The sequence below is a fragment of the Sphingobium tyrosinilyticum genome (assembly GCF_042654265.1).
GTDB classification, from domain to species: domain Bacteria; phylum Pseudomonadota; class Alphaproteobacteria; order Sphingomonadales; family Sphingomonadaceae; genus Sphingobium; species Sphingobium tyrosinilyticum.
The window spans coordinates 264,050-282,333 of the sequence record NZ_JBHSFZ010000006.1; the positions used below are offsets into that span (position 1 = coordinate 264,050).

Below are 18,284 nucleotides of genomic sequence, written 5' to 3' on the forward strand. Positions count from 1 at the left end.
GCTGCCCTCCCCTAACCGTCAATCCATCACGTTGGGCAGGTCCTCAAACCCCTTGCGCAGCGCCGCTGACCAGCTGTGCGACAGCAGTTGAAACTCCTCATTATCCGCCTCGATGCGGGTACGGACGCGAAAGTCAAACTTGTCCCGCTCGATCACCGTCAGGTCGAGCGGCATGCCGACCGACAGGTTGGACCGCAGGGTGGAATCCATCGACACCAGCACCGCCTTGGTCGCATCCTCCAGCGTCGTGTCGCGCTTGATGATCCGGTCCAGAATCGGTTTGCCATATTTATGCTCACCGATCTGGAAGAAGGGCGTATCCTCCGTCGCCTCGATGAAATTACCCGCCGAGTAGATCAGGTAGAGGCGCGGCTTGCCTCCCCGGCGCTGTCCCGCCACCAGGATCGACGCATCGGCGCCTGCACCCTGCATTTCGATGGTGCTGCGATAATGATGCTGCATCTCGCTCATGGCGTCACCGACCAGCTGCGCCGCGCGGTGCATCGTCGCGCAATTGAGGATGCTTTCCACCTCAGGATCGAGCTGCGAATCCTTGATTGCTTGGCCCAGCATCGTCTTGACGCCCTGGGTGATCGACAAATTGCCCGAACATAGGAGGACCATCGCCCGCTCGCCTGGAACGCTATAGGTGAAGCTCTTCCGGAACCGCGCAATATTGTCCATACCCGCATTGGTGCGGGTGTCGGACAGCATGACCAGTCCCCGATCGACGCGCACCGCCACACAATAGGTCATCGCCCAGGGGGCTCCTATATCCGTTCAACCCTGCGAGGTGGTTGGCTGAAGGCTTTGTTGCTGCTGCCGTTGCAGCTGCCTTTCTTCCACCCCTTCCTCCGCCTGCGCGATCCGGACGTCCGCGTCAATCCAGATATCTCCCGCCACCGTCACCGACCCCCGGATCGGAGCCGCGGCATGGGCGTCGAGTCCTGACGCAAGGCGCAGATAGCGTTCGGTCACGCAAACCCGGTTGGAAGGATCGAAGCCGACCCATCCCAGATCCGGTACTAATGCTTCGACCCACGCATGGGTTTCATGCAGCGCAACCCCGCCCCGCGCCAGAAGATAGCCGGTCACATAGCGTGCCGCGATGCCGATCGACCGGGCCGCCGCGATAAATATCTGCGCATGATCCTGGCAGACCCCGGCGCCCAACGCGAAAGAGTCCGCTGCGGTGGTGCTGGAGTTCGTAACGCCGCTGCGATAGGCGACCGCATCGCTGACCGCCGCCGACAACGCATGAAGCCGGGCCAGCGTGCCACCTGCTTCCGGCAGCGATCTTGCCATCGCTCGGATTGCGTCGGAAGCGCGGGTCAGTCGTGTCTCTCGCAGGAAATAGGCCGGCGGCACGGCTCCGTTCAGCCGGCCCAGCATGCCGTTGGTGTCGCAGGTTTCAACCAGTCCCTCCGCCACGATGACGGCGTCATCCAGCCGGTCGTGCCGGATCCAAACCGCCTCCATCTCGCCAAAGCTGTTGCGCCGAAACGGCTCCACGGGGTCGCCATTCACGCTCACCTGCCAATCCAGCACCTTCTGTGCGCGCGTATCGATCGGCGTGAGTTTCAGCCGCATCGCGACCCGGCCAGCGGAAGCGGCATAGTGATAAATGGTCTGATGGCGGACCAGCAATTTCACTGCGCCCTGTCTCCTTCAGCCGAAATGATAGGTCCGGGCGATTTCCGCGCCCAGCCTGTTGGTCATCCGCAAGCCGCTCTGCACCGTTTCATGCAGACCGACACGGAAAATCTCCCCGCTGTCCAGCTGTTCCAGATCGGTTACCATCTGCCGCACGGTTTCATGGCACGCGCCTCGGCTGTCGTGCCAGCCCGCGAGCCGGTTAAGGCGGTAGGCGAGCTGATCGTAGCAATAGGCAACGCTGCGCGGAAACAGGCGGTTGAGCATCAGGAAATCGGTGATCTGCCAGGGCGTATAGGTGCCGCCATAGACATGATGATAGGCGCGCGCACCCGACAGCGCATAAAGCACCGACGTCCACTGATAATGATCGCGATTGCCCCCGATCACCTCAGTTTCGGGCAACAGCACATAATATTTGACGTCCAACAGCCGCAAGGTCATCTGCGCCCGCTCCAGCGCAGACCCCGTGCGCAGGAAATCATGCCCCTCATTGCGCAACTGGCCCGAATGCGCCGCCCCGCGAAAGGTCATGACCCGCGTCTTGACCCAGTCGATCAGCGCGGGAAGCTGCTGCCGCGCCTCCCCCACATCATAGCTGTCCAGCTTGCGCCATCCTTCGTTTAGCGCCTCCCACATGTCCTGCGTCAACATGGTGCGCGCCGACTTCGCATTGGCGCGCGCCTTGAGAAGGCAGGACCGGATGGAACTGGGATTGTCGAGGTCCAACATCAGGTAGGAAACAGCATCGCTTTCCGTCACTTGCACGCCTTCGGGAAAGACGCGGCTACCGTTGCCCGTGGCCCGCACGACAGACCGCCATTCATCGCGATGGTGCGCCCCCGGCAGGATCGCCATGCGCTGCCCCATCGTCAGCAGGCGGGCGGTAGCCTCCGCGCGTTCCATATACCGCGCCATCCAGAAGAGGTTTTCGGCGGTCCGGCTCAGCATGCAGCAAGTTCCCGGTCAAACGTGAACTTGGGTGTGCCGCGATTGGGCTCAGGGGGAGCCGAAAATGGTGCTGTTCGAGAAGCTTGGAACGAGTGATGCGCCTCATTCCAACGCAGCGTGTTCAAAGCACGTGAGCACCGTAAGCGCAAAACAGTGCCATTTGCAGGCCGCCCTGGGCCAGATCGCCGCACACCCACCATCAATCCTGCAACACCCATGTATCCTTGACCCCACCCCCCTGGCTGGAGTTCACCACCAGCGACCCTTCTGTCAGTGCAACACGCGTCAGCCCGCCGGGCACCAGCCGGATCTGCTTCCCAACCAGGCAATAGGGCCGGAAATCCGCATGCCGCCCCACCACCGCCGCCGGTCCCAGCGTCGGCACGGTGGACAGGTCCAGCGTCGGCTGGGCAATGAATTCGCTTGGATTGGCGCGGATGCGGTCGGTATAGGCGGCAATCTCGTCCTTGGTCGATTTGGGACCGATCAGCATTCCATAGCCGCCCGATCCATGCACCTCCTTCGCAACCAGTTCGTGCAGATGCTCCAGCACATAGGCGCACTCGTCCGGCTTGCCGCACTGCCATGTTTGGATGTTGTCCAGGATCGGCTGCTCGCCCAGGTAAAAACGGATCATTTCCGGCACATAGATATAGACCGCCTTGTCGTCGGCGATCCCTGCACCGGGCGCGGAAGCCAGCGTCACTCCGCCATTGCGATAGACGTTGAAGATGCCCGGAACGCCGAGCAGGCTGTCAGGCCGAAACACCAAAGGATCGATATATTCGTCGTCGATCCGGCGGTAGATGACGTCCACCTGTTTCGGGCCGAGCGTCGTCTTCATCCAGACGCGCTCCTCATCGACGAACAGGTCGGCAGGCTCCACCAACTCGATCCCCATCAGGTCGGCAAGGAAGCTATGCTCATAATAGGCGCTGTTAAGCGATCCCGGCGTCAGGAGCACTACCACCGGATCGCCCTTGCAGGCAGGCGGCGCGACTTCCTTCAGGCTCTTTAGCAACTCGGCGGGATAATCATCGACCGGCGCTACCAGCCCCTGCCCGAATAGCTCGGGGAACATGCGCGTCATGATCTCGCGATTTTCCAGCATGTAGGACACGCCCGAAGGGGTGCGGCAGTTATCCTCCAGCACTTCAAAGCGCTTGGGGCCAGTGCGCACGATGTCGATTCCGACGATATGGCTGTAAACTTTCCCCGGTGGCGTGAAATCCGCCATTTCGGCCAGATAGGCGCTATTCTGATAGATGATGTCGGCCGGCATGATGCCCGCCTTCACGATTTCACCGCGATGATAGACGTCATGCAGGAAAGCGTTCAACGCCCGCGCCCGCTGGCGAATGCCGCGATCCAGCACGCGCCACTCCTGCGCGGTGAAGATACGCGGCAACAGGTCGAAGGGGATCAGCCGTTCCGGATCCCCGCCCTCCCCATAAACAGCGAAGGTAATGCCGATCCGGCGAAAGATCGCCTCCGCTTCCTCCAATCGACGATTGAGCCCGGCAATGCCTGTTCGCTCCACCCAACTCTGCACTTCCGCATAGCAGGGGCGTATCGGACCATCGGGCTCAAACATTTCGTGGAAGGGCAAAGTGTCGATCCTCCCTCGGGGGCGCCCCCGGTTGTGCATTGCAACATTAGTGCAACGCACGTGCGTGATTGCAAGCTCTAAAACGTAAGCGCGCCTGAAGCTGCCGATATTTTTTGCGCCTGCACGATGCAGAGAGAATTTGCGTGAGGGCCTCAAACCCCGTTGACCCCACCGATCCTGCTGCTTATAGCGCCGCCTCACCGCAGGGCCGAGCAGCCCGGCGCAGCCCTTGGGGCGGAGTAGCTCAGCTGGTTAGAGCAGCGGAATCATAATCCGCGTGTCGGGGGTTCAAGTCCCTCCTCCGCTACCATCGAAAACCATTCCAAATCAGTGTTCTAGCTGCGATGAGTTGGGCTATCGGCCGGCCTTTTCGCATTTACATGCAGTTCAGAAAATCCGCAGAATTACGTCAATTTCAACCAACTTCGGCGGCTCCGTGCAACATAGCTGCAACATGCGCGACAATGGCCCCGTCGGTAAAATTCGTGCTGCGCGCGTCCAGAAAACCGCCATGTTTCTGATGTGTGAGCTTAGCACTCCATGCCGTCACCACGCCGCGGAGCTCAACGGTAGCGCGCCAGATGAAAATCGAAGTCGTCGTCTTCGCCAAAGAGTTTCGCGTCGGCCAGCCGCTGTTCCAGGATTTCCGCCGTTAACGCAGCTTCTCTTTTTTCGAGCCGAGCCTCGGCGAACGCGACAAATGCCCCAACTCGGCCCGACGCCGCTAGACCTAGCTCGGCTCGCAATGCCACCACAAGCCGCCGCAGCCGATCGAGAGAACTCACCTCTTCCAGCAGCTGATCAAGGCCTTCACTGCGACGCTTCGCCACGTGTTTAGCGCGTTGGACGGCTTCGCGCCGCTGCCGCTCATCCTCTTCGCGACGCGCGGCCTCCTCGCGCTTCAGACGATCGTCCTTGATCGCGGCAGCCAGCACCACGATGCCGACCGCGATATCAGCTGCCATCTTCTCTAATCTTTGCGTCTTTCCATCACGGAACAGGCGGCGTGGGCTGCCGTCTCGGATGTATCGCTGCTCAAGTTCGAAGGAGAGCTGCCCAGTTGGGGCATAATCAAATTCGGGAAAGCGAGGACGGGAAAAACCCATCAGCGTCTCTCGCTCCCAAGGGTCTTTGCTCGTCCATCTTTTCGCCTGCTTTTTCTCCCAAGCAGCAAGTTCCGACTGCTCCTCTGCTGTCATCACGTGCTTTTCACGGCTTGTGCTTTCCGTCACGGAGAAGCAGATCATCTCACCGTCGCACTCAAATGCTGCAGCTGCATCAGTGCTAGTGATCCGAATACCCATCGGTGCGCCCACGGCAGCGATACGATTGAGGGCCAGCGCCAGGCGATCAGCGGATTCCGGCGCCACTTCGAGTTTAATCAACCCGCGCTTTTCAACCTTAGTGAGTTTGGTTGTCGCGTTTGGCTTCGCCCGAATCAGTTCAGCGATAGTGCGCTCCACTATTTGATTTGGCGTCGGGTCATCTTCCACCACAGCAGAGGCGAGGATACGGGCCCTTTCGCGCGCACCGGCAATCAGATCTGGCTCAGCGCGTAGTTCACCGGCCGCTATCGTTATTTGCGCCAACACTCTGTCTTCGAGGGGTGGCAGCGGCGCCTGCTTCACAGGCTTGCCTGCCGCCTTCTTAGCCCACCAGCCTAGCGGCGGATGCGGAATATCATGCTTCTTGCAAATCTTGTGTAACGCCACATCAGAAAGGACGAACTCCTTTGCCAGATGCGTCAGCGGCTTCGACCAAACGAGGTCATAAAATTCTTGGCGGGTGAACGTGCGCGCCATGATGCCTCCGCGGCGAATCGCTAGCAGGCCCTTTTTACCGCATACCCGTCACCGCGCAGAATAAGCTGTACCTTATCAGCCTCCCAGGTGATCAATGTCGATGTCAGATTCTACGACTGCTGTTTCGACGAACGAACCGAGCTGATCGCGAAGCTGATTATAAACATCGTCACGCTCATCGCTCCCGCTGAGCGACAGCACGAATACCGCATCGAGAGGCGACACCTCATCCGGCGAGAGGCCGTACACATAGTGATCGCGAGTGTAGATGCGCGCATAGATGCGTAGCACATTGCCGTCGACCTTGTAGCCACGGGTCGAGAAATCCTTGGCATGATTGCGAACGGTGCACCATTTATGATCAACGGCGCGGGCAATCGCCTCGGGTACTTTGTCGGTGTCCATCGATCCGAGCAAGTTCGCGAACTTGTCACCTTTGGGATATTGTACCGCAGTGTTGAGCCGTGCGCTGAAATAATTCGGCCCCGCAAACTCATCGACCATTGGGTGCGGGTTAAGAACAGCGGTCAGCCGCCCCTTACCCCGCAGGCGCCCATCTTTGAGCAGGGCGGGAGGGATCGGAAGTTCCCAGTAGTACGAAGCCCGGTCGCGAAGCGACGCCTTCCACTGCAGCGTGACCGTGCCAGGGCGACATTCCCAAGGGAGAGTGACGAGGTCGGGTGTTCCGAACCCCTTAGCGACATCGAATCCCTCGCCATCCGCCGTGTGGATCAGCAATGCCCGAACCAAGTCGGGGTCAGGTTCGCGTAACCGGTCCATTGTGTGGGCAGCCAGCGGCGAAGCTAACGCGGTCGCGAAGCTGGATCCTGAGATGATCGCCCCGCCTAATGCCCGGACATGTGAGAAATGCGAAATGTCGGGCTTAAGCATACCGCATGGTCCCGGACCGGACAGGCTTACTGTGCAGCTGTCACCAGGGCGCCCCGCCGCATCGTGCAAGCGCCCTCCGACCGTCAACGCAGCCTCGCAGTCTGCCGGCCGCTTCGCGCAATCGCCCGGGGCATTGCCGATGGAGTTGACTAGTAGAACTCCATGTTTGCGTGCGAGCATCGACAGTGCGTGCCCCAGATAGCTAACCGCATCAACTTCGCACGCAAGATCCTGATTGAACGACAAATTCCAGACCTTGGTCTCGGGATGCGCTGTCATCACGGCATCGAGATACTCAATCAGTTCCTCTTGGTCGGGGCCTGGATGACCGCGCTTGGCGATCGCTGGGACTGTTCCGACACGGCAGTGCAAAGCCGGAAGCACAAGGTTGTTGTTCCATTCGTGACCTTGCACAACAATCGAGGTGACACGATTACCGTGCATGACCTCCGCTGCAGGGCCGTGGACCAACGGCGGTGCCCGCCAAGCCTCGGCAGGAAAATAGGAGGATGCGTTCAACCCGCCATCAACCACACCGACAATCGGCAAGCCGGACAGATTGGCAGGGAGGGGGCGGTCCGGCTCGCGCCCCTCCCCCGGGTCGGCGACGGTTATGGGTAGCACGGGATCGAGACGCATCACCGCGCCCGATGCGGCAACGCGCTGTAACGCCTCGGGGCTTTCGACGATCACCGTCGTTCGAGCGCGCTGATGCAGGCGATAGTCGCGCAACGCGCGGCCGATTCGGTCCGTACCGCTAATTGCTCGCACAGCGCGAGCGAGCGCCGTGTCACCGCCTGTTTCCGCTTCAACGGCAAGATCGAGCATAAGTTGGCGCGAGGGCGGAAGGATCGTGCCATCGCGCAAACCCGCAAAAGCCTGAAGCAGATGCTCTACCGCATATTGATCGCGCAACGGCATCAGCGATGCGAAGAAGGCACGGCCGTTTTCTCGGCGCGGCGCCTGCTCCCAAAGCGCTTCGATCGTGCGATCGCTTAGCACATCCTTCGAGGTGAAAAACCGCACGGATTCGACCCGCGATATATCGACTTGGTCCCGGATCGTACCAAAATTGGCGACGAATACCGCAAAGCGCTCAATTGCGCGGGTATCCATTTCCACAAGGTAACCACGGGCATAGGGCGCAACAAGGCGCGCGCCATTTTCAAAGCGAAAAAGATCGCCCGGGGTCCACGTAGGGGCGAGCGAATCCTCGAACATAGAGGCATAGACGACAGCGCGATCATTGAAGCGGGGCTGATGCGCCACCTGACGTGCCATCGCCATCGCTTCACTCGAGAGCTTAGCACGCTGATCGGCCAGCCGCTCGATCTTAATGCCACCTACTGCCTTGCCCCGGCCTGTGATGGATTCAGGCCTTGGCTCTTTGGTGAACCGAAGAACTGGGTTAAGTAATGGTCGGCGCTCGTCAGGCATCGTCGCTCCCCTTCAGGTAGCGGTGGATCATCTGCCGACTGAGCCCAAGCCTCTTTGCAATCTCAGTCCTCGGCAACTCGAGTTCGTCCAAAAGCTGTGCCAGCGACTTCTTTTCGTCGGCGGACAGCGCATGATTGTCAGGCAGCTTGGGCACGCCATTAGTGCTTGACGTTATAGCCAGCAGGATGTGCGGGAGGCTGGGCTCCCGTCGGCTGAGTACCGCCCGACGCCGCGCAGCATGTGCAAAATTCTCGATATCGGCACCCGTCATATTCTCTGACAGTCGTGCCAGCAAAGCACTGGCTTCGCCGTCCTCGCCGCCTTGATAAAGAAAGTGCTTCCACATTGCCGCGCGAACTTCGCTGTCAGGCGGGAGCAACTCCGCTTTATATGGGAAACGACGCCAGATTGCAGGGTCCAGCAAGTGCGGGTGGTTAGTCGCACCTATCACGATCACCTCATCCGCGAGCGAGTCGAGGCCTTGCAGAACTGTGTTGACCACCCGCTTTAACTCACCAAGCTCGTGACGATCATCCCGCAATTTTGCGATCGCATCCATTTCATCGAGAAACAGGACTGCATCCTTCGTCGGAATGAAATCAAACATTCCGCGGATGTTCTTGGATGTTTCACCAAGCCGTGATGAGATCACCGAGTCGAGTCTGACAACGTAGAACGGCCGGCCAAGCCGCGCCGCAAGATGACCGGCCAGCAGCGATTTACCCGTTCCCGGTGGGCCGTACAGCAGGATGCCGAGCCGCGCTGAAATGCCATTCGCGGCTAGCAGCGCGATATTGTTGGCATCCTCGATGAATTGCTCGATGACGTGACCTGCATCGGTGTTGAGGAACAACGGGGATGTCGGCCACGGAGCTTCTTCAACCAGTGGCAGCCGCGAACCAGCGTCGCGCGGGATTGCTTCTACATAGCCCGAAGCCTGAAGGGGCACGCCGCGCTTCCGCAGCATAGCTTCCAGCGATTTAGCCGCATCACCCTCCTTGCCAGCAGCCAGATCGCGTGCAAGCCGACCACCGATGCGCCGGACCGTCGTGTAATCGGCGCCAAGAGCGGCTTCAAACAGCTTCAGGATAAGAGAGTTGTCAACTTCCATAGGCAGAACTGTAACGGCCCTGCCAAAATGTGTCAACCAAATATCAAAATGTGTAAACTGCAATGAACAGGAGATTTGCGGTCTCCCGGCCACTTAGTTCAGCCTACACCATATCGCAAAGCGAAATGGCAGCCAGGTATCATCTCGGTCGCGGCCAAGGCCTTAAATCAGCTTAGCCTGCGCTTCCACTCATCGACTGAAGCTGCAGATGCAACGGATTCTCGAAAACGAGAATGAGAAAGTGACGCTATTTTTACGTAAGCGTCAGAATTGCGTCAGTTCAAGACTCCTGAAAAACCCAGGCACCACCGGTGTTTTCATGCATCGGGCAGGGTGACGAAATTGCTCGTCAGGCCTAACTACGGGCGCCTTGCTCCTTCGCGGCTGTACCGTTGCGGAGCGTAGCGAATTGCGACGGTCGAACACGCTGTCTTTTCCTTCCGGATAGGTAATAATCACCTATGAGTCGTGGTGCGCAGGGGCGCGCGCCGCGCAAGGAGGGGGAATCATGAAACCAGCAATTCTTGGAACGATCGCGTTTGGCCTGGCAGTGCCGGCGAATGCGCAGCAGATGTCGCCGCCTGCGACGGCGGCGGCGCCCATTGCGGCCCAGCCCGCAATGCTGATTGCCCAGCCGCAGGTGCAGCAGGCCACAGCTGTTTTGCCGGCCAATACGCAGATCACGCTGGCGATGAACGACACCATCACCACCAAGGGCAACCGATATAGCGAGGGCGACACCTTCGGCCTGTCCGTGGTCCATAACGTGATGCTGGGCAATTACGTGATCATTCCCAAGGGCAGCCGCGGCGTCGGCCGCATCACCTGGCTCACCAACAAGGGCGCCTTCGGCAAGTCCGGCAAGATGGAGATCGGCCTGGAATATGTTGAGGTCGGCGGCCGCCAGATTCCGCTCACGGGCACCTATCGTCAGGAGGGCGAGGGCAACACCGTGGCCACTGTCGGCACCGTCATCGCGGTGGGCGTGTTCGCGGGTTTCGTGACCGGCAAGAGCGGCACGATCCCCCAGGGCCGTGAACTGGTCGCGCGCACGAAGGAAGATCTGCCTGTCGCGTTCGCGGGCCCTGCCCCTGTTCTTTCCGCCCCGATGGCGGTACATGCCGTCGCCGCTCAGCCCTCGCCGATGACGGTCTCAGCACCGACTGCGCCGACAAGCGTCGCACCCGCTTCTTCGTCATTCCAGGCTCCTACGGGGCGCGCCAAGATCCGCTGCGATACCTGCCAATAAACAAGGCGTCGGCTGCGGTGCGCGCCCAACCCGTATTCTCGGCCGCTTAGCTGAACGTCAGCTAAACCGCTCATTCAGGTCGCGGCCAAGAAGCGCCAGCCATATCCCCATGACAACACAGGGAGATTGTCATGGGGATCAAGAAAATCACGCTGGCGCTGAGCTTGGCCGCTACGCTGTGCAGCGCTGTGCCCTCGGTTGCACTGGCGCATGATAACGGCAGGCATCGCGGCTGGCACAAGCATCACCGCGATTACGATGGCGACCGCTATTATCGGCGGGGCGCCTACGATGACCGCCGCTATTACCGCGATGACCGGCCCCGGTATGTTCGTCGGGATTGCAAAACCAGCGGCACCACTGGCCTGCTGGTAGGTGCGGCCGCCGGCGCCTTGCTCGGTCGGTCGGTCGACACTCGCGGTGACCGCCTGCCCGGTACGCTCATCGGCGGCGGCGCGGGCGCGCTGATCGGCAAGGAGATCGACAGCAAGCATCGCTGCTGATGCGCCGAATTGCATCGGGCGGTCCATACTGATGCTTTACCATTGCGCTGTAGGCATGGGTTCAATCCCTCGTCGAAGACAGCGCAATGGCCATCACACCTGCACCTCTGATTGCCGCAGCAGCGCGGCGCCTCCAGCATCGCACCTATACCGATGCCGAGGGCATTCGCATGTTGCGACAAGATGGCCGGCAAGCTGTCTGGCTCACCGCTGAGCAGCATCGCGCCCTTATAGACGATTTCGGCCAAGCAATGCGGGCGGTGAACAGGCGCGCGAAGTGGGGTTTCGCGCTCTCCATCCCCGTCACCATCTGGACACTCGGCAAGGTGCATGTGCTCAGCTGGGACCGGATCATCGATGCCTCAGGCGTGCCCGGCGCCTCCTTTGTGTCGGTCCTCCTTATCCTGACATGGTGGCCGCTGCTCGTCCTGCTAAACCATTGGCGGGAAGTGCGCGGCGTGAATGTGATGGTCGACAAACGGCTGGCAACCATGCCGGTCGCTCCCGCGCCTCCCCCGCGCCCTGTCGCCTTCCAGACGCTGGAAGTCATCGCGCTATTCCTTGTCGGGCCCGGCCTGCTCATCGACATCATCGGCAGCCTGTTACCGCATGCATTCGACCACACGCCATTCATGGGACGCGGCCTGGGCCCGATCAGCATCGCGGGACTTGTCGTGTTCGGGCTGCTCGCTGGCCGGCGGCTCCTTCATCGGAGAGGAGTAGCAGCACCAGCTGAGCAGCACCCTGCGGCCACCACTCCGCCCAACCGTGTTGCCGGGATCGTCGGGCGAGCGCGCGCCGACGGTGGGCCCTGAAAATGCGTGGGTCCTACCCAGGGGATCGGGAACCCAAAGCGCTCAGGAGTCCGCCATTTTTTGTGATCAATCCAAATGGTTAGAAATCTGTCCCGGCACAAAGCAGCCCTTCTGGAGGCGACCAATAGCAGACCGCACCCTGGTGAGTCCGTTCGAGCTAGGGGGTTTAGATGTGCCGTTCATAGTCGCCTTGGATGTAGGCGCGCATTGCGCCAGCTTCTTGCTCGATCTGATCGAGCCGTGATTTTACAAGATCGCCAATCGACACGAACCCAACCACCCGATCGCCCTCCACCACCGGGAGATGACGGACGCGCAACCGTGTCATCATAGACAGGGCGACAAGGACCGTCGTATCGGGGGCGACGGTGAAAGCGGGTGAGGTCATCACCCGATCGACCGTCCATTCCATCACCTCTGCGCCGTTGGTTCGGAGTGCGTTGATCAGATCACGTTCGGACATGATCCCCACGATCCGCTCCCCATCGAACACCGGGACCGCACCGATGCGCTCATCGGCCAGCAGCTCGACGACATGCCACACCGTCTCCCGGGGCGTGACGGTCACAACGTCGCCCCAGCTTCGCATAGTGCCCGAAATCGTCATACGGCCCTCCTGACTGCGCGGGCTTTTGTGCTGACATCATATCATGCGCGGACGGGGTGGCCCAAACTCATTCCTTCTCCGCCCATACACCCGAAATGTCGGCTTGATGCCCCACCCGAGCGGGAGGGCTATGCTTCTTAATCCACCCCGCCCGTGCTCCGGCCGCATCACAAGCAACCCGACTGACAGTCGCGGAAAGGTCGTCCATGTCTGACTAGGCTCGCCCCATCGGCTTATTTGCACGAGCTGGAGGGCCTGTCCTGGCGCGGTCATTGAGAGCCGCGTATCTGGCCCACATGAATATCGGTTCATACTTCCGCCTCGAAGGCGTCCTGGTCGCTGGAGCGGTCAGCCTATACGTTCAGGCGCGAAATGGTGCGCTTTGGGAAATCGGCTTGCTGAAGAACGTCGGCCATTTCCTGCAAACCAACGTCATTGTTGAAGGCATCCGAACGGGGGCCGAAGCAATCGCGGTGAACTGGATAGAGGCGTGTGAGCCGATCCGACGGACGCTCATCCCGCCTACGATGTAGAACCTGAATGCGCCCGTGGTGCTAATCGCCGCGCTCGCAAGGTATTGCCATCACGGCATAAGGTTGGAAACGAAAGAATGTTCTCATCCCACGCAGTGTTTGACTTTAGCCCACGCCATATCGCGCCGCCGCCGATAGAGGGAGGTGGGCACCTTAGCGACCAGCCCCTCGCCCTCGCGCGCCCATATGCCCTCAGCATCCCTCTGCACTGCACTCGGCGTTGCAACGAGCCGCCGGGGCAGGACCGAGACGGCATCTCCCCTCAGAGCAGCCCCGCCAGCGTCGAGCACATCTAAGCGGGCCGTAAGGGGTATCTGGCACCGATCGGTCCTCCAGTCCTCCAGCGGCACCGCGTCGAAGAGAAACAAGTGTCCTGCGTCACCATAGCGTCCGCCGTTGGCGAAGTGGCGGAGCGTCGGCTGTAGCGCAGCGCCGACCTGAAATTCCCCGTCGAACATCATGCGTCGGCCGAAAGCCTGCTCAAGCCGGGCAAGGGCGGCGGCAATATGGCTGGTCCCGCCGATGGCGTTCCCTTCGCGCGTGACGAGTTGTCCGTCGATCCACAGCGCGCGAATGCCATCGACCTTCTCTTGCACGATGAGCCCGCCGCCCGGCACCGTACCGTCCCACTTCACTGCCAGGGTGCAGAGTTCAGATGGACCACGCACGAACCGGGGATCACGCGGCGCGAGCGGCGGTGGCGTGAATAGCCGCAGAGATGCGAGCGCATCAGGGTCATTCCGGATGGTGAGCATGAGGGCGATGAGGCGCTGAGAGCCGCAGGAAATCAAGGAAAATTCCCGGGTCCTACCTGGGGAATGCGAAAACCAAAGCGGCCAGTGACCCCAAAAAAAACACGAGTGCGCCGAAAATTTTTTTACGTAAGTCAGCGGTTGGCATTCGCAGGAAGACCAACGTATGAATTACTTCGCCAAAGCGAATTTCGCCTTTAGGCACAATCTGGCGACCCCTCCCCCCGTTGATCAGACCTTTCGAGATAAAGAAACGTTATGCCGACCTTCGTCCCAAAAGGACCATTCGTTCCTGACCGCCTGGTCCAGCAGCTCGAAGATGATCGGGTCGTGATATTCTGCGGCGCGGGCATTTCGATGGGTGCCGGCCTCCCGAGCTACGCCGGTCTTGTGCGCCATTGTTACGGCGAACTGGGTGTGCCGCTACCTTCCGCGAAAAGCACTGATTGGTTATGGCCTGATCGTATGCTTGGTGCCGTCGAAAGCCGGTTCACACCCTCCGAAGTCCGCCGCAAAGTCGCAGAACGACTAGACCAGCAGTGCAGCGACCTAGAACTTCATCGTGCAATCCTAAGACTGGCGAAAATGCGGCGAGGGAACGGATTGCGCCTCGTGACCACCAATTTCGATACATTGTTCGAACAGGCGCAGAGTGGGCTCGTAATGGGCCGGGATCTCCATTCTGGACCAGTGCTACCCATTCCTCGCAATGATCATGTGACCAGCTGGCGGAGCATCGTTTATCTTCACGGCCGGCTCGCTTCGGCTGAGGAAACCAATGATCATCTCGTCCTAACTAGCGCGGATTTCGGCCGAGCTTATTTGACGGAAGCCTGGGCAGCCCGATTTGTGGCTCGGTTGTTCGCCGACTTTACCGTGTTGTTCATAGGATACAGTCTGAACGATCCGGTTCTAAGGTATATGACGGATGCGTTCGCTGCAGAGGATGGGAGCGCGCGTGGCCGCCCCCCCCGAGGTCCAGCTTACATATTTCTGCCTTATAAGGGCCGAATCCCGCCAGACGCGCAGCATTGGCGCGAGCGCAATCTCGAGCCGATATTTTACAATCAGATGCGCCGGCATTCCCAGCTGAGGCGCACGCTTGTCGCATGGGCGAATGCCCGAGAGGATTACCTTTCTAACACTGGTGTGATGATCGCGCGAATAGCTCCGAGCAAGCCGGAGACGCTGCATCCCAGCGATGTGGATAATCTAGTTTGGGCAACTATCGGGCGTGAAGATGACGCCGGGCATGGCGCACGAATTTTTGCGGCAATCAGTCCGCCGCCGCCGATCCAATGGCTAACCATGATCGCACGCCATGAACAAGAAGCGTTGCAGGTTCATCAAATGGCTGTCGAAGCAGCGCATCGCGACGGACGGGACGCTCCGCCTCTGCCCCCCCGCTACTTGAACCAATTATTTCCGAAGATCACCGATGGCCACAGACGACTCGATCCCACTGCATTTCAACTGATGACTTGGCTGACACGACACCTCAGCACCCTCGATCTGGTCACATGGATAATCGATCGGCTGCGCGAAAGTAGATGGCCTCATCCATCATTGAGGGAAGCCATTCGCGCTCAGTTGCTGGCGGAAACGAGTCTGCCAGAAGGGTATAGGCGTTTTTGGCGAATACTCTCGGCTGAAGGAAACTGGGCGTGGAGGCTTCCTCGCTACTTCGTCGCCTGGGATCTTGCAAAATTACTCAGGGCGGAGCCTGGCGGACCCTGGACAGCTCGCGAACTAGCTGCAGCTTTGCGGCCGGTGCTCACACTGAGCCAATCGTTCTACAGTTACTGGCATGGTGATGATGAAGCCGCTCTAGCACGCGACTACTCGCGTTTGTCACACCTTGCCGAGGTAGAGGTCGAACTGGCTGATGATGAGCACGTCGAGACCATCCTGACAGCGATCGAGGAGCTTTCGGACTCGGATCAGTTTTGCGGGGAACACTTGCATCTGTTCGTTGAGCTGCTCCGAGATGTACTCGATCTTTACTCTGTAGCCGGGGAGGCCGATGACTTCCGCGATCCAAGCGCCATGCAACGCCCATCGATCGAGCCGCACGCTCAAAATAACAATCATCAGCGCTGGACCAGGCTATTCGATCTAATCTGGCGAGGATGGTGCTGGGTCGAAGCAAACGATGGACCCATGAGTAGGAACTTGGTCGAGGGGTGGCGGCGCGCTCCATACCCCGCCTTTCGACGGTTAACGCTGGCGGCAGTTCGTAGAAGCTCACAATTTTCGCCGGCGGAAAAGCTGGAGGTGCTGCTTAATGGCTAACCTGCCGATGCTTTGGCAATCATCCTCCAGGAAGGAGGCGATGGACCTCCTCCAAACTCTTTGGCCGGCCTTGGATGGTGCTGGCCGCGACCTGCTTTCAGCAGCTATCACTGCCGGCCCCCCCGATGAACTGATGGCGGGGCTCGAACCTGCAGAGCTGACGATTTCCCGAGACCGAAGAATTTTCGACCGTATTGCAGTCCTCGGTCGAGTTCAAAATCCCCCTCTAACGCCGACGCTCAAAGCCGAACTATTGCGCCTTCGTGAGCTTTATCCCGATTGGCGATCGCCTCCCGGTGAGCAGGCTCACTTCGCCATTTGGCAAGAGAGCCGTTTCGGTCCCGGCACCAAATACGGCATTAACGACCTCATCGCACTCGACAACAATGGCCTGCTCGACGCGCTAGTTCATGAGAGCGAAGATCGTGAAGGACTGCTCGATGCTTGGCGTCAGTTGGCCGCCAGCGATGGCGATCGAGTGCTCCTCGTGCTAGAAATGTTGACTTCGCTCGAAACGCATGGCCGTTCTGATATTTGGCGCTATGGACTGTGGGGGCTTCGTGATAATACGAAGGCGGGCTCCGCAGAACGGCTGCTAGCATTGCTAAGCAATGTGCCGGATGCCTTGTTCTCCCTTCCTGATTTTTCACAGCCGGCGGCCGAGATTATCCAAGCTATTAGTAGTGCGTCGGACAAATCAGATTTGGCAGACCAGTTCTGGCGCCAGTTCGATCGAACGCTCGCCGCCGCGGGGCAGGATCCCTCAAATAAGGCTGAGAGCGGCCAAACTGACTGGGTTGGTTTCGCTATCAACTGTTCAATGGGCTATCTCGCTCAAGGCTTTTTCGCCGCATTGTTTGGACGCGACCTCAAAATCGGCGCCGGCATACCATCAGACATGATCAATCGGCTAGACACTCTGATGGGGACTAGCCGGCTCGAGCATCGCCCCGCCCGCGTGATCGCATCGGCTCGGTTGTCCTACCTAAACGCCGTCGACCCACTTTGGGTCGAACGAGTGCTGCTACCGGGCTTCAGTTGGAAGGATGAAGAGGAATCACAGGCACTGTGGCAGGGATTTGGCTGGCACGCTCGATTAGATCCCGAGCTGTGGTCTGCGATAAGATCGGGTTTCCTAGACCTATTCTCGCCACAACGACTCGAGAGGCTGGGCGGATTTCGTCGCAATCTCGCACAGTTGCTGATGCTGGCGGGGGTCGAATTCGGCATAGAAGAATTGCCTCGAGATGCAGTTCGTGCAGCTATCCGAGCAATGCCAGAAGACATGCGACGGGATGCCGCCGACTGGATAACCACCTACCTAGAGCAGGCGAAAGGCGAGGCAGTCGAAGCGACAGACAAAGACGGGAGGCAGTCAAAAGTTGATATAGTATGGCGCACGCGGGTTGAGCCTTGGTTGAAACGGGTCTGGCCCAGCGATCCGGCGTTGCGTGCACCGGGCATCTCCGAACAGCTCGCTGCTGCAGCTATCGCAACCGAAAAAGCATTTCCTGACGCTCTAGCCCTGGTGAGCACATTTTTCGCGCGCGGCGAAGGCTACTATGTCTTTCACCAACTCGCCAGTTCAGACCACCCGGAACAGCACCCCAGAGAGACGATGGTGCTGATCGAAAAACTGATCGATCCCACGTCGCTTAATTGGGCTAATACGGATTTGCGGGCGATCCTCGACCGCGCATCAGAAGCTGCGCCAGAACTAGTCGACGACGCGGCATTCCGGCAGTGGGATCAGCGGCTGAAATCACTGGGCGGCTGAAAAAACTGACCTGCTTGCGTCGATGGGGCGAGTTGTCTCAAGGACCGGCGCCTGTCCTACTGGGCGGAAAGCCAGCGAACGGTCATCCGCTTCCGCGAACCCGCAACTGACTTAGCCAGCGCGCGATGGTCGCGGCACCGGCGGGTCGGCGTGGAACCTGTCGCTGACGACGTGGTCAGGTATTCTTTGCCGCAGGTGGGGCGTAAGCGCTAAAACACTCCCACTGGGAGGCGTTAGGCGGCCTGATCGATGACGGCGCTGGCGGCGGCGCGGCTATCTACCCAGTTGTAGGGGAGCAGATC

16 protein-coding genes and 1 tRNA gene are annotated in these 18,284 nt (G+C 59.7%); 7 read left to right on the forward strand and 10 right to left on the reverse strand.

Annotation, left to right across the window (positions count from 1 at the left end):
* Positions 1-18: 18 nt before the first annotated feature.
* The 4 genes from ACFO3E_RS05680 to ACFO3E_RS05695 form a co-directional block, all read right to left on the reverse strand.
* Positions 19-756: a proteasome-type protease gene (locus ACFO3E_RS05680; RefSeq protein ID WP_066524137.1), complete on the reverse strand. Its 738-nt coding sequence runs from the start codon at positions 754-756 to the stop codon at positions 19-21.
* A 24-nt stretch (positions 757-780) separates the two neighbouring features.
* Positions 781-1,653, reverse strand: coding sequence for a transglutaminase family protein (locus tag ACFO3E_RS05685; protein ID WP_380803032.1), 873 nt, complete (start codon positions 1,651-1,653; stop codon positions 781-783).
* A gap of 15 nt (positions 1,654-1,668) precedes the next feature.
* Positions 1,669-2,604, reverse strand: a complete 936-nt coding sequence (locus tag ACFO3E_RS05690; RefSeq protein WP_066524140.1) for an alpha-E domain-containing protein — start codon at positions 2,602-2,604, stop codon at positions 1,669-1,671.
* A 199-nt stretch (positions 2,605-2,803) separates the two neighbouring features.
* Positions 2,804-4,213: a circularly permuted type 2 ATP-grasp protein gene (locus ACFO3E_RS05695; protein WP_380803035.1), complete on the reverse strand. Its 1,410-nt coding sequence runs from the start codon at positions 4,211-4,213 to the stop codon at positions 2,804-2,806.
* A gap of 233 nt (positions 4,214-4,446) precedes the next feature.
* On the opposite strand from ACFO3E_RS05695, the gene ACFO3E_RS05700 reads away from it, so the two are divergent.
* Positions 4,447-4,523 (forward strand) — tRNA-Met (locus tag ACFO3E_RS05700).
* A 253-nt stretch (positions 4,524-4,776) separates the two neighbouring features.
* On the opposite strand, the gene ACFO3E_RS05705 is transcribed toward ACFO3E_RS05700, so the two are convergent.
* The 3 genes from ACFO3E_RS05705 to ACFO3E_RS05715 all read right to left on the reverse strand — a co-directional run bounded on the left by ACFO3E_RS05705 (position 4,777) and on the right by ACFO3E_RS05715 (position 9,454).
* Positions 4,777-6,015 (reverse strand): hypothetical protein, encoded by a 1,239-nt coding sequence (locus tag ACFO3E_RS05705; protein WP_380803038.1) that lies wholly within the window; start codon positions 6,013-6,015, stop codon positions 4,777-4,779.
* A 75-nt stretch (positions 6,016-6,090) separates the two neighbouring features.
* On the reverse strand, positions 6,091-8,193 hold the full coding sequence (locus tag ACFO3E_RS05710; protein WP_380803040.1) for a S8 family peptidase: 2,103 nt from the start codon (positions 8,191-8,193) through the stop codon (positions 6,091-6,093).
* A 142-nt stretch (positions 8,194-8,335) separates the two neighbouring features.
* Positions 8,336-9,454, reverse strand: coding sequence for an AAA family ATPase (locus ACFO3E_RS05715; protein WP_380803043.1), 1,119 nt, complete (start codon positions 9,452-9,454; stop codon positions 8,336-8,338).
* 508 nt (positions 9,455-9,962) lie between these two features.
* On the opposite strand from ACFO3E_RS05715, the gene ACFO3E_RS05720 reads away from it, so the two are divergent.
* The 3 genes from ACFO3E_RS05720 to ACFO3E_RS05730 all read left to right on the forward strand — a co-directional run bounded on the left by ACFO3E_RS05720 (position 9,963) and on the right by ACFO3E_RS05730 (position 12,021).
* Positions 9,963-10,703 carry a hypothetical protein gene (locus ACFO3E_RS05720; RefSeq protein WP_380803046.1) on the forward strand — a complete coding sequence of 247 codons (741 nt, stop codon included), beginning with the start codon at positions 9,963-9,965 and terminating at the stop codon, positions 10,701-10,703.
* Between the two features lie 131 nt (positions 10,704-10,834).
* Entirely contained in the window at positions 10,835-11,206 is a 372-nt protein-coding gene (locus ACFO3E_RS05725) for a glycine zipper 2TM domain-containing protein (RefSeq protein ID WP_380803048.1), read from the forward strand.
* 86 nt (positions 11,207-11,292) lie between these two features.
* Positions 11,293-12,021 carry a hypothetical protein gene (locus ACFO3E_RS05730; protein ID WP_380803051.1) on the forward strand — a complete coding sequence of 243 codons (729 nt, stop codon included), beginning with the start codon at positions 11,293-11,295 and terminating at the stop codon, positions 12,019-12,021.
* Between the two features lie 166 nt (positions 12,022-12,187).
* Here the strand turns inward: ACFO3E_RS05730 and ACFO3E_RS05735 are convergent, their stop codons facing one another.
* Positions 12,188-12,628, reverse strand: coding sequence for a CBS domain-containing protein (locus ACFO3E_RS05735; RefSeq protein WP_380803054.1), 441 nt, complete (start codon positions 12,626-12,628; stop codon positions 12,188-12,190).
* Positions 12,629-12,924: 296 nt separating this feature from the next.
* Here ACFO3E_RS05735 and ACFO3E_RS05740 point away from each other — a divergent pair, with 296 nt between their 5' ends.
* On the forward strand, positions 12,925-13,161 hold the full coding sequence (locus ACFO3E_RS05740; RefSeq protein ID WP_380803056.1) for a DUF5818 domain-containing protein: 237 nt from the start codon (positions 12,925-12,927) through the stop codon (positions 13,159-13,161).
* Positions 13,162-13,244: 83 nt separating this feature from the next.
* Here ACFO3E_RS05740 and ACFO3E_RS05745 read toward each other — a convergent pair whose 3' ends face one another.
* On the reverse strand, positions 13,245-13,916 hold the full coding sequence (locus ACFO3E_RS05745) for a DNA ligase-like domain-containing protein (protein WP_380803058.1): 672 nt from the start codon (positions 13,914-13,916) through the stop codon (positions 13,245-13,247).
* A 228-nt stretch (positions 13,917-14,144) separates the two neighbouring features.
* Positions 14,145-14,312 carry a hypothetical protein gene (locus ACFO3E_RS05750; protein WP_380803060.1) on the reverse strand — a complete coding sequence of 56 codons (168 nt, stop codon included), beginning with the start codon at positions 14,310-14,312 and terminating at the stop codon, positions 14,145-14,147.
* A gap of 213 nt (positions 14,313-14,525) precedes the next feature.
* Between ACFO3E_RS05750 and ACFO3E_RS05755 the strand changes: the two genes are divergently transcribed.
* Positions 14,526-16,205 carry an SIR2 family protein gene (locus ACFO3E_RS05755; RefSeq protein ID WP_380803063.1) on the forward strand — a complete coding sequence of 560 codons (1,680 nt, stop codon included), beginning with the start codon at positions 14,526-14,528 and terminating at the stop codon, positions 16,203-16,205.
* Complete coding sequence (locus ACFO3E_RS05760) at positions 16,198-17,982, forward strand: hypothetical protein (RefSeq protein ID WP_380803065.1); 1,785 nt, start codon at positions 16,198-16,200, stop codon at positions 17,980-17,982. The genes ACFO3E_RS05755 and ACFO3E_RS05760 overlap by 8 nt, the downstream gene beginning before the upstream one ends.
* Positions 17,983-18,284: the final 302 nt, after the last annotated feature.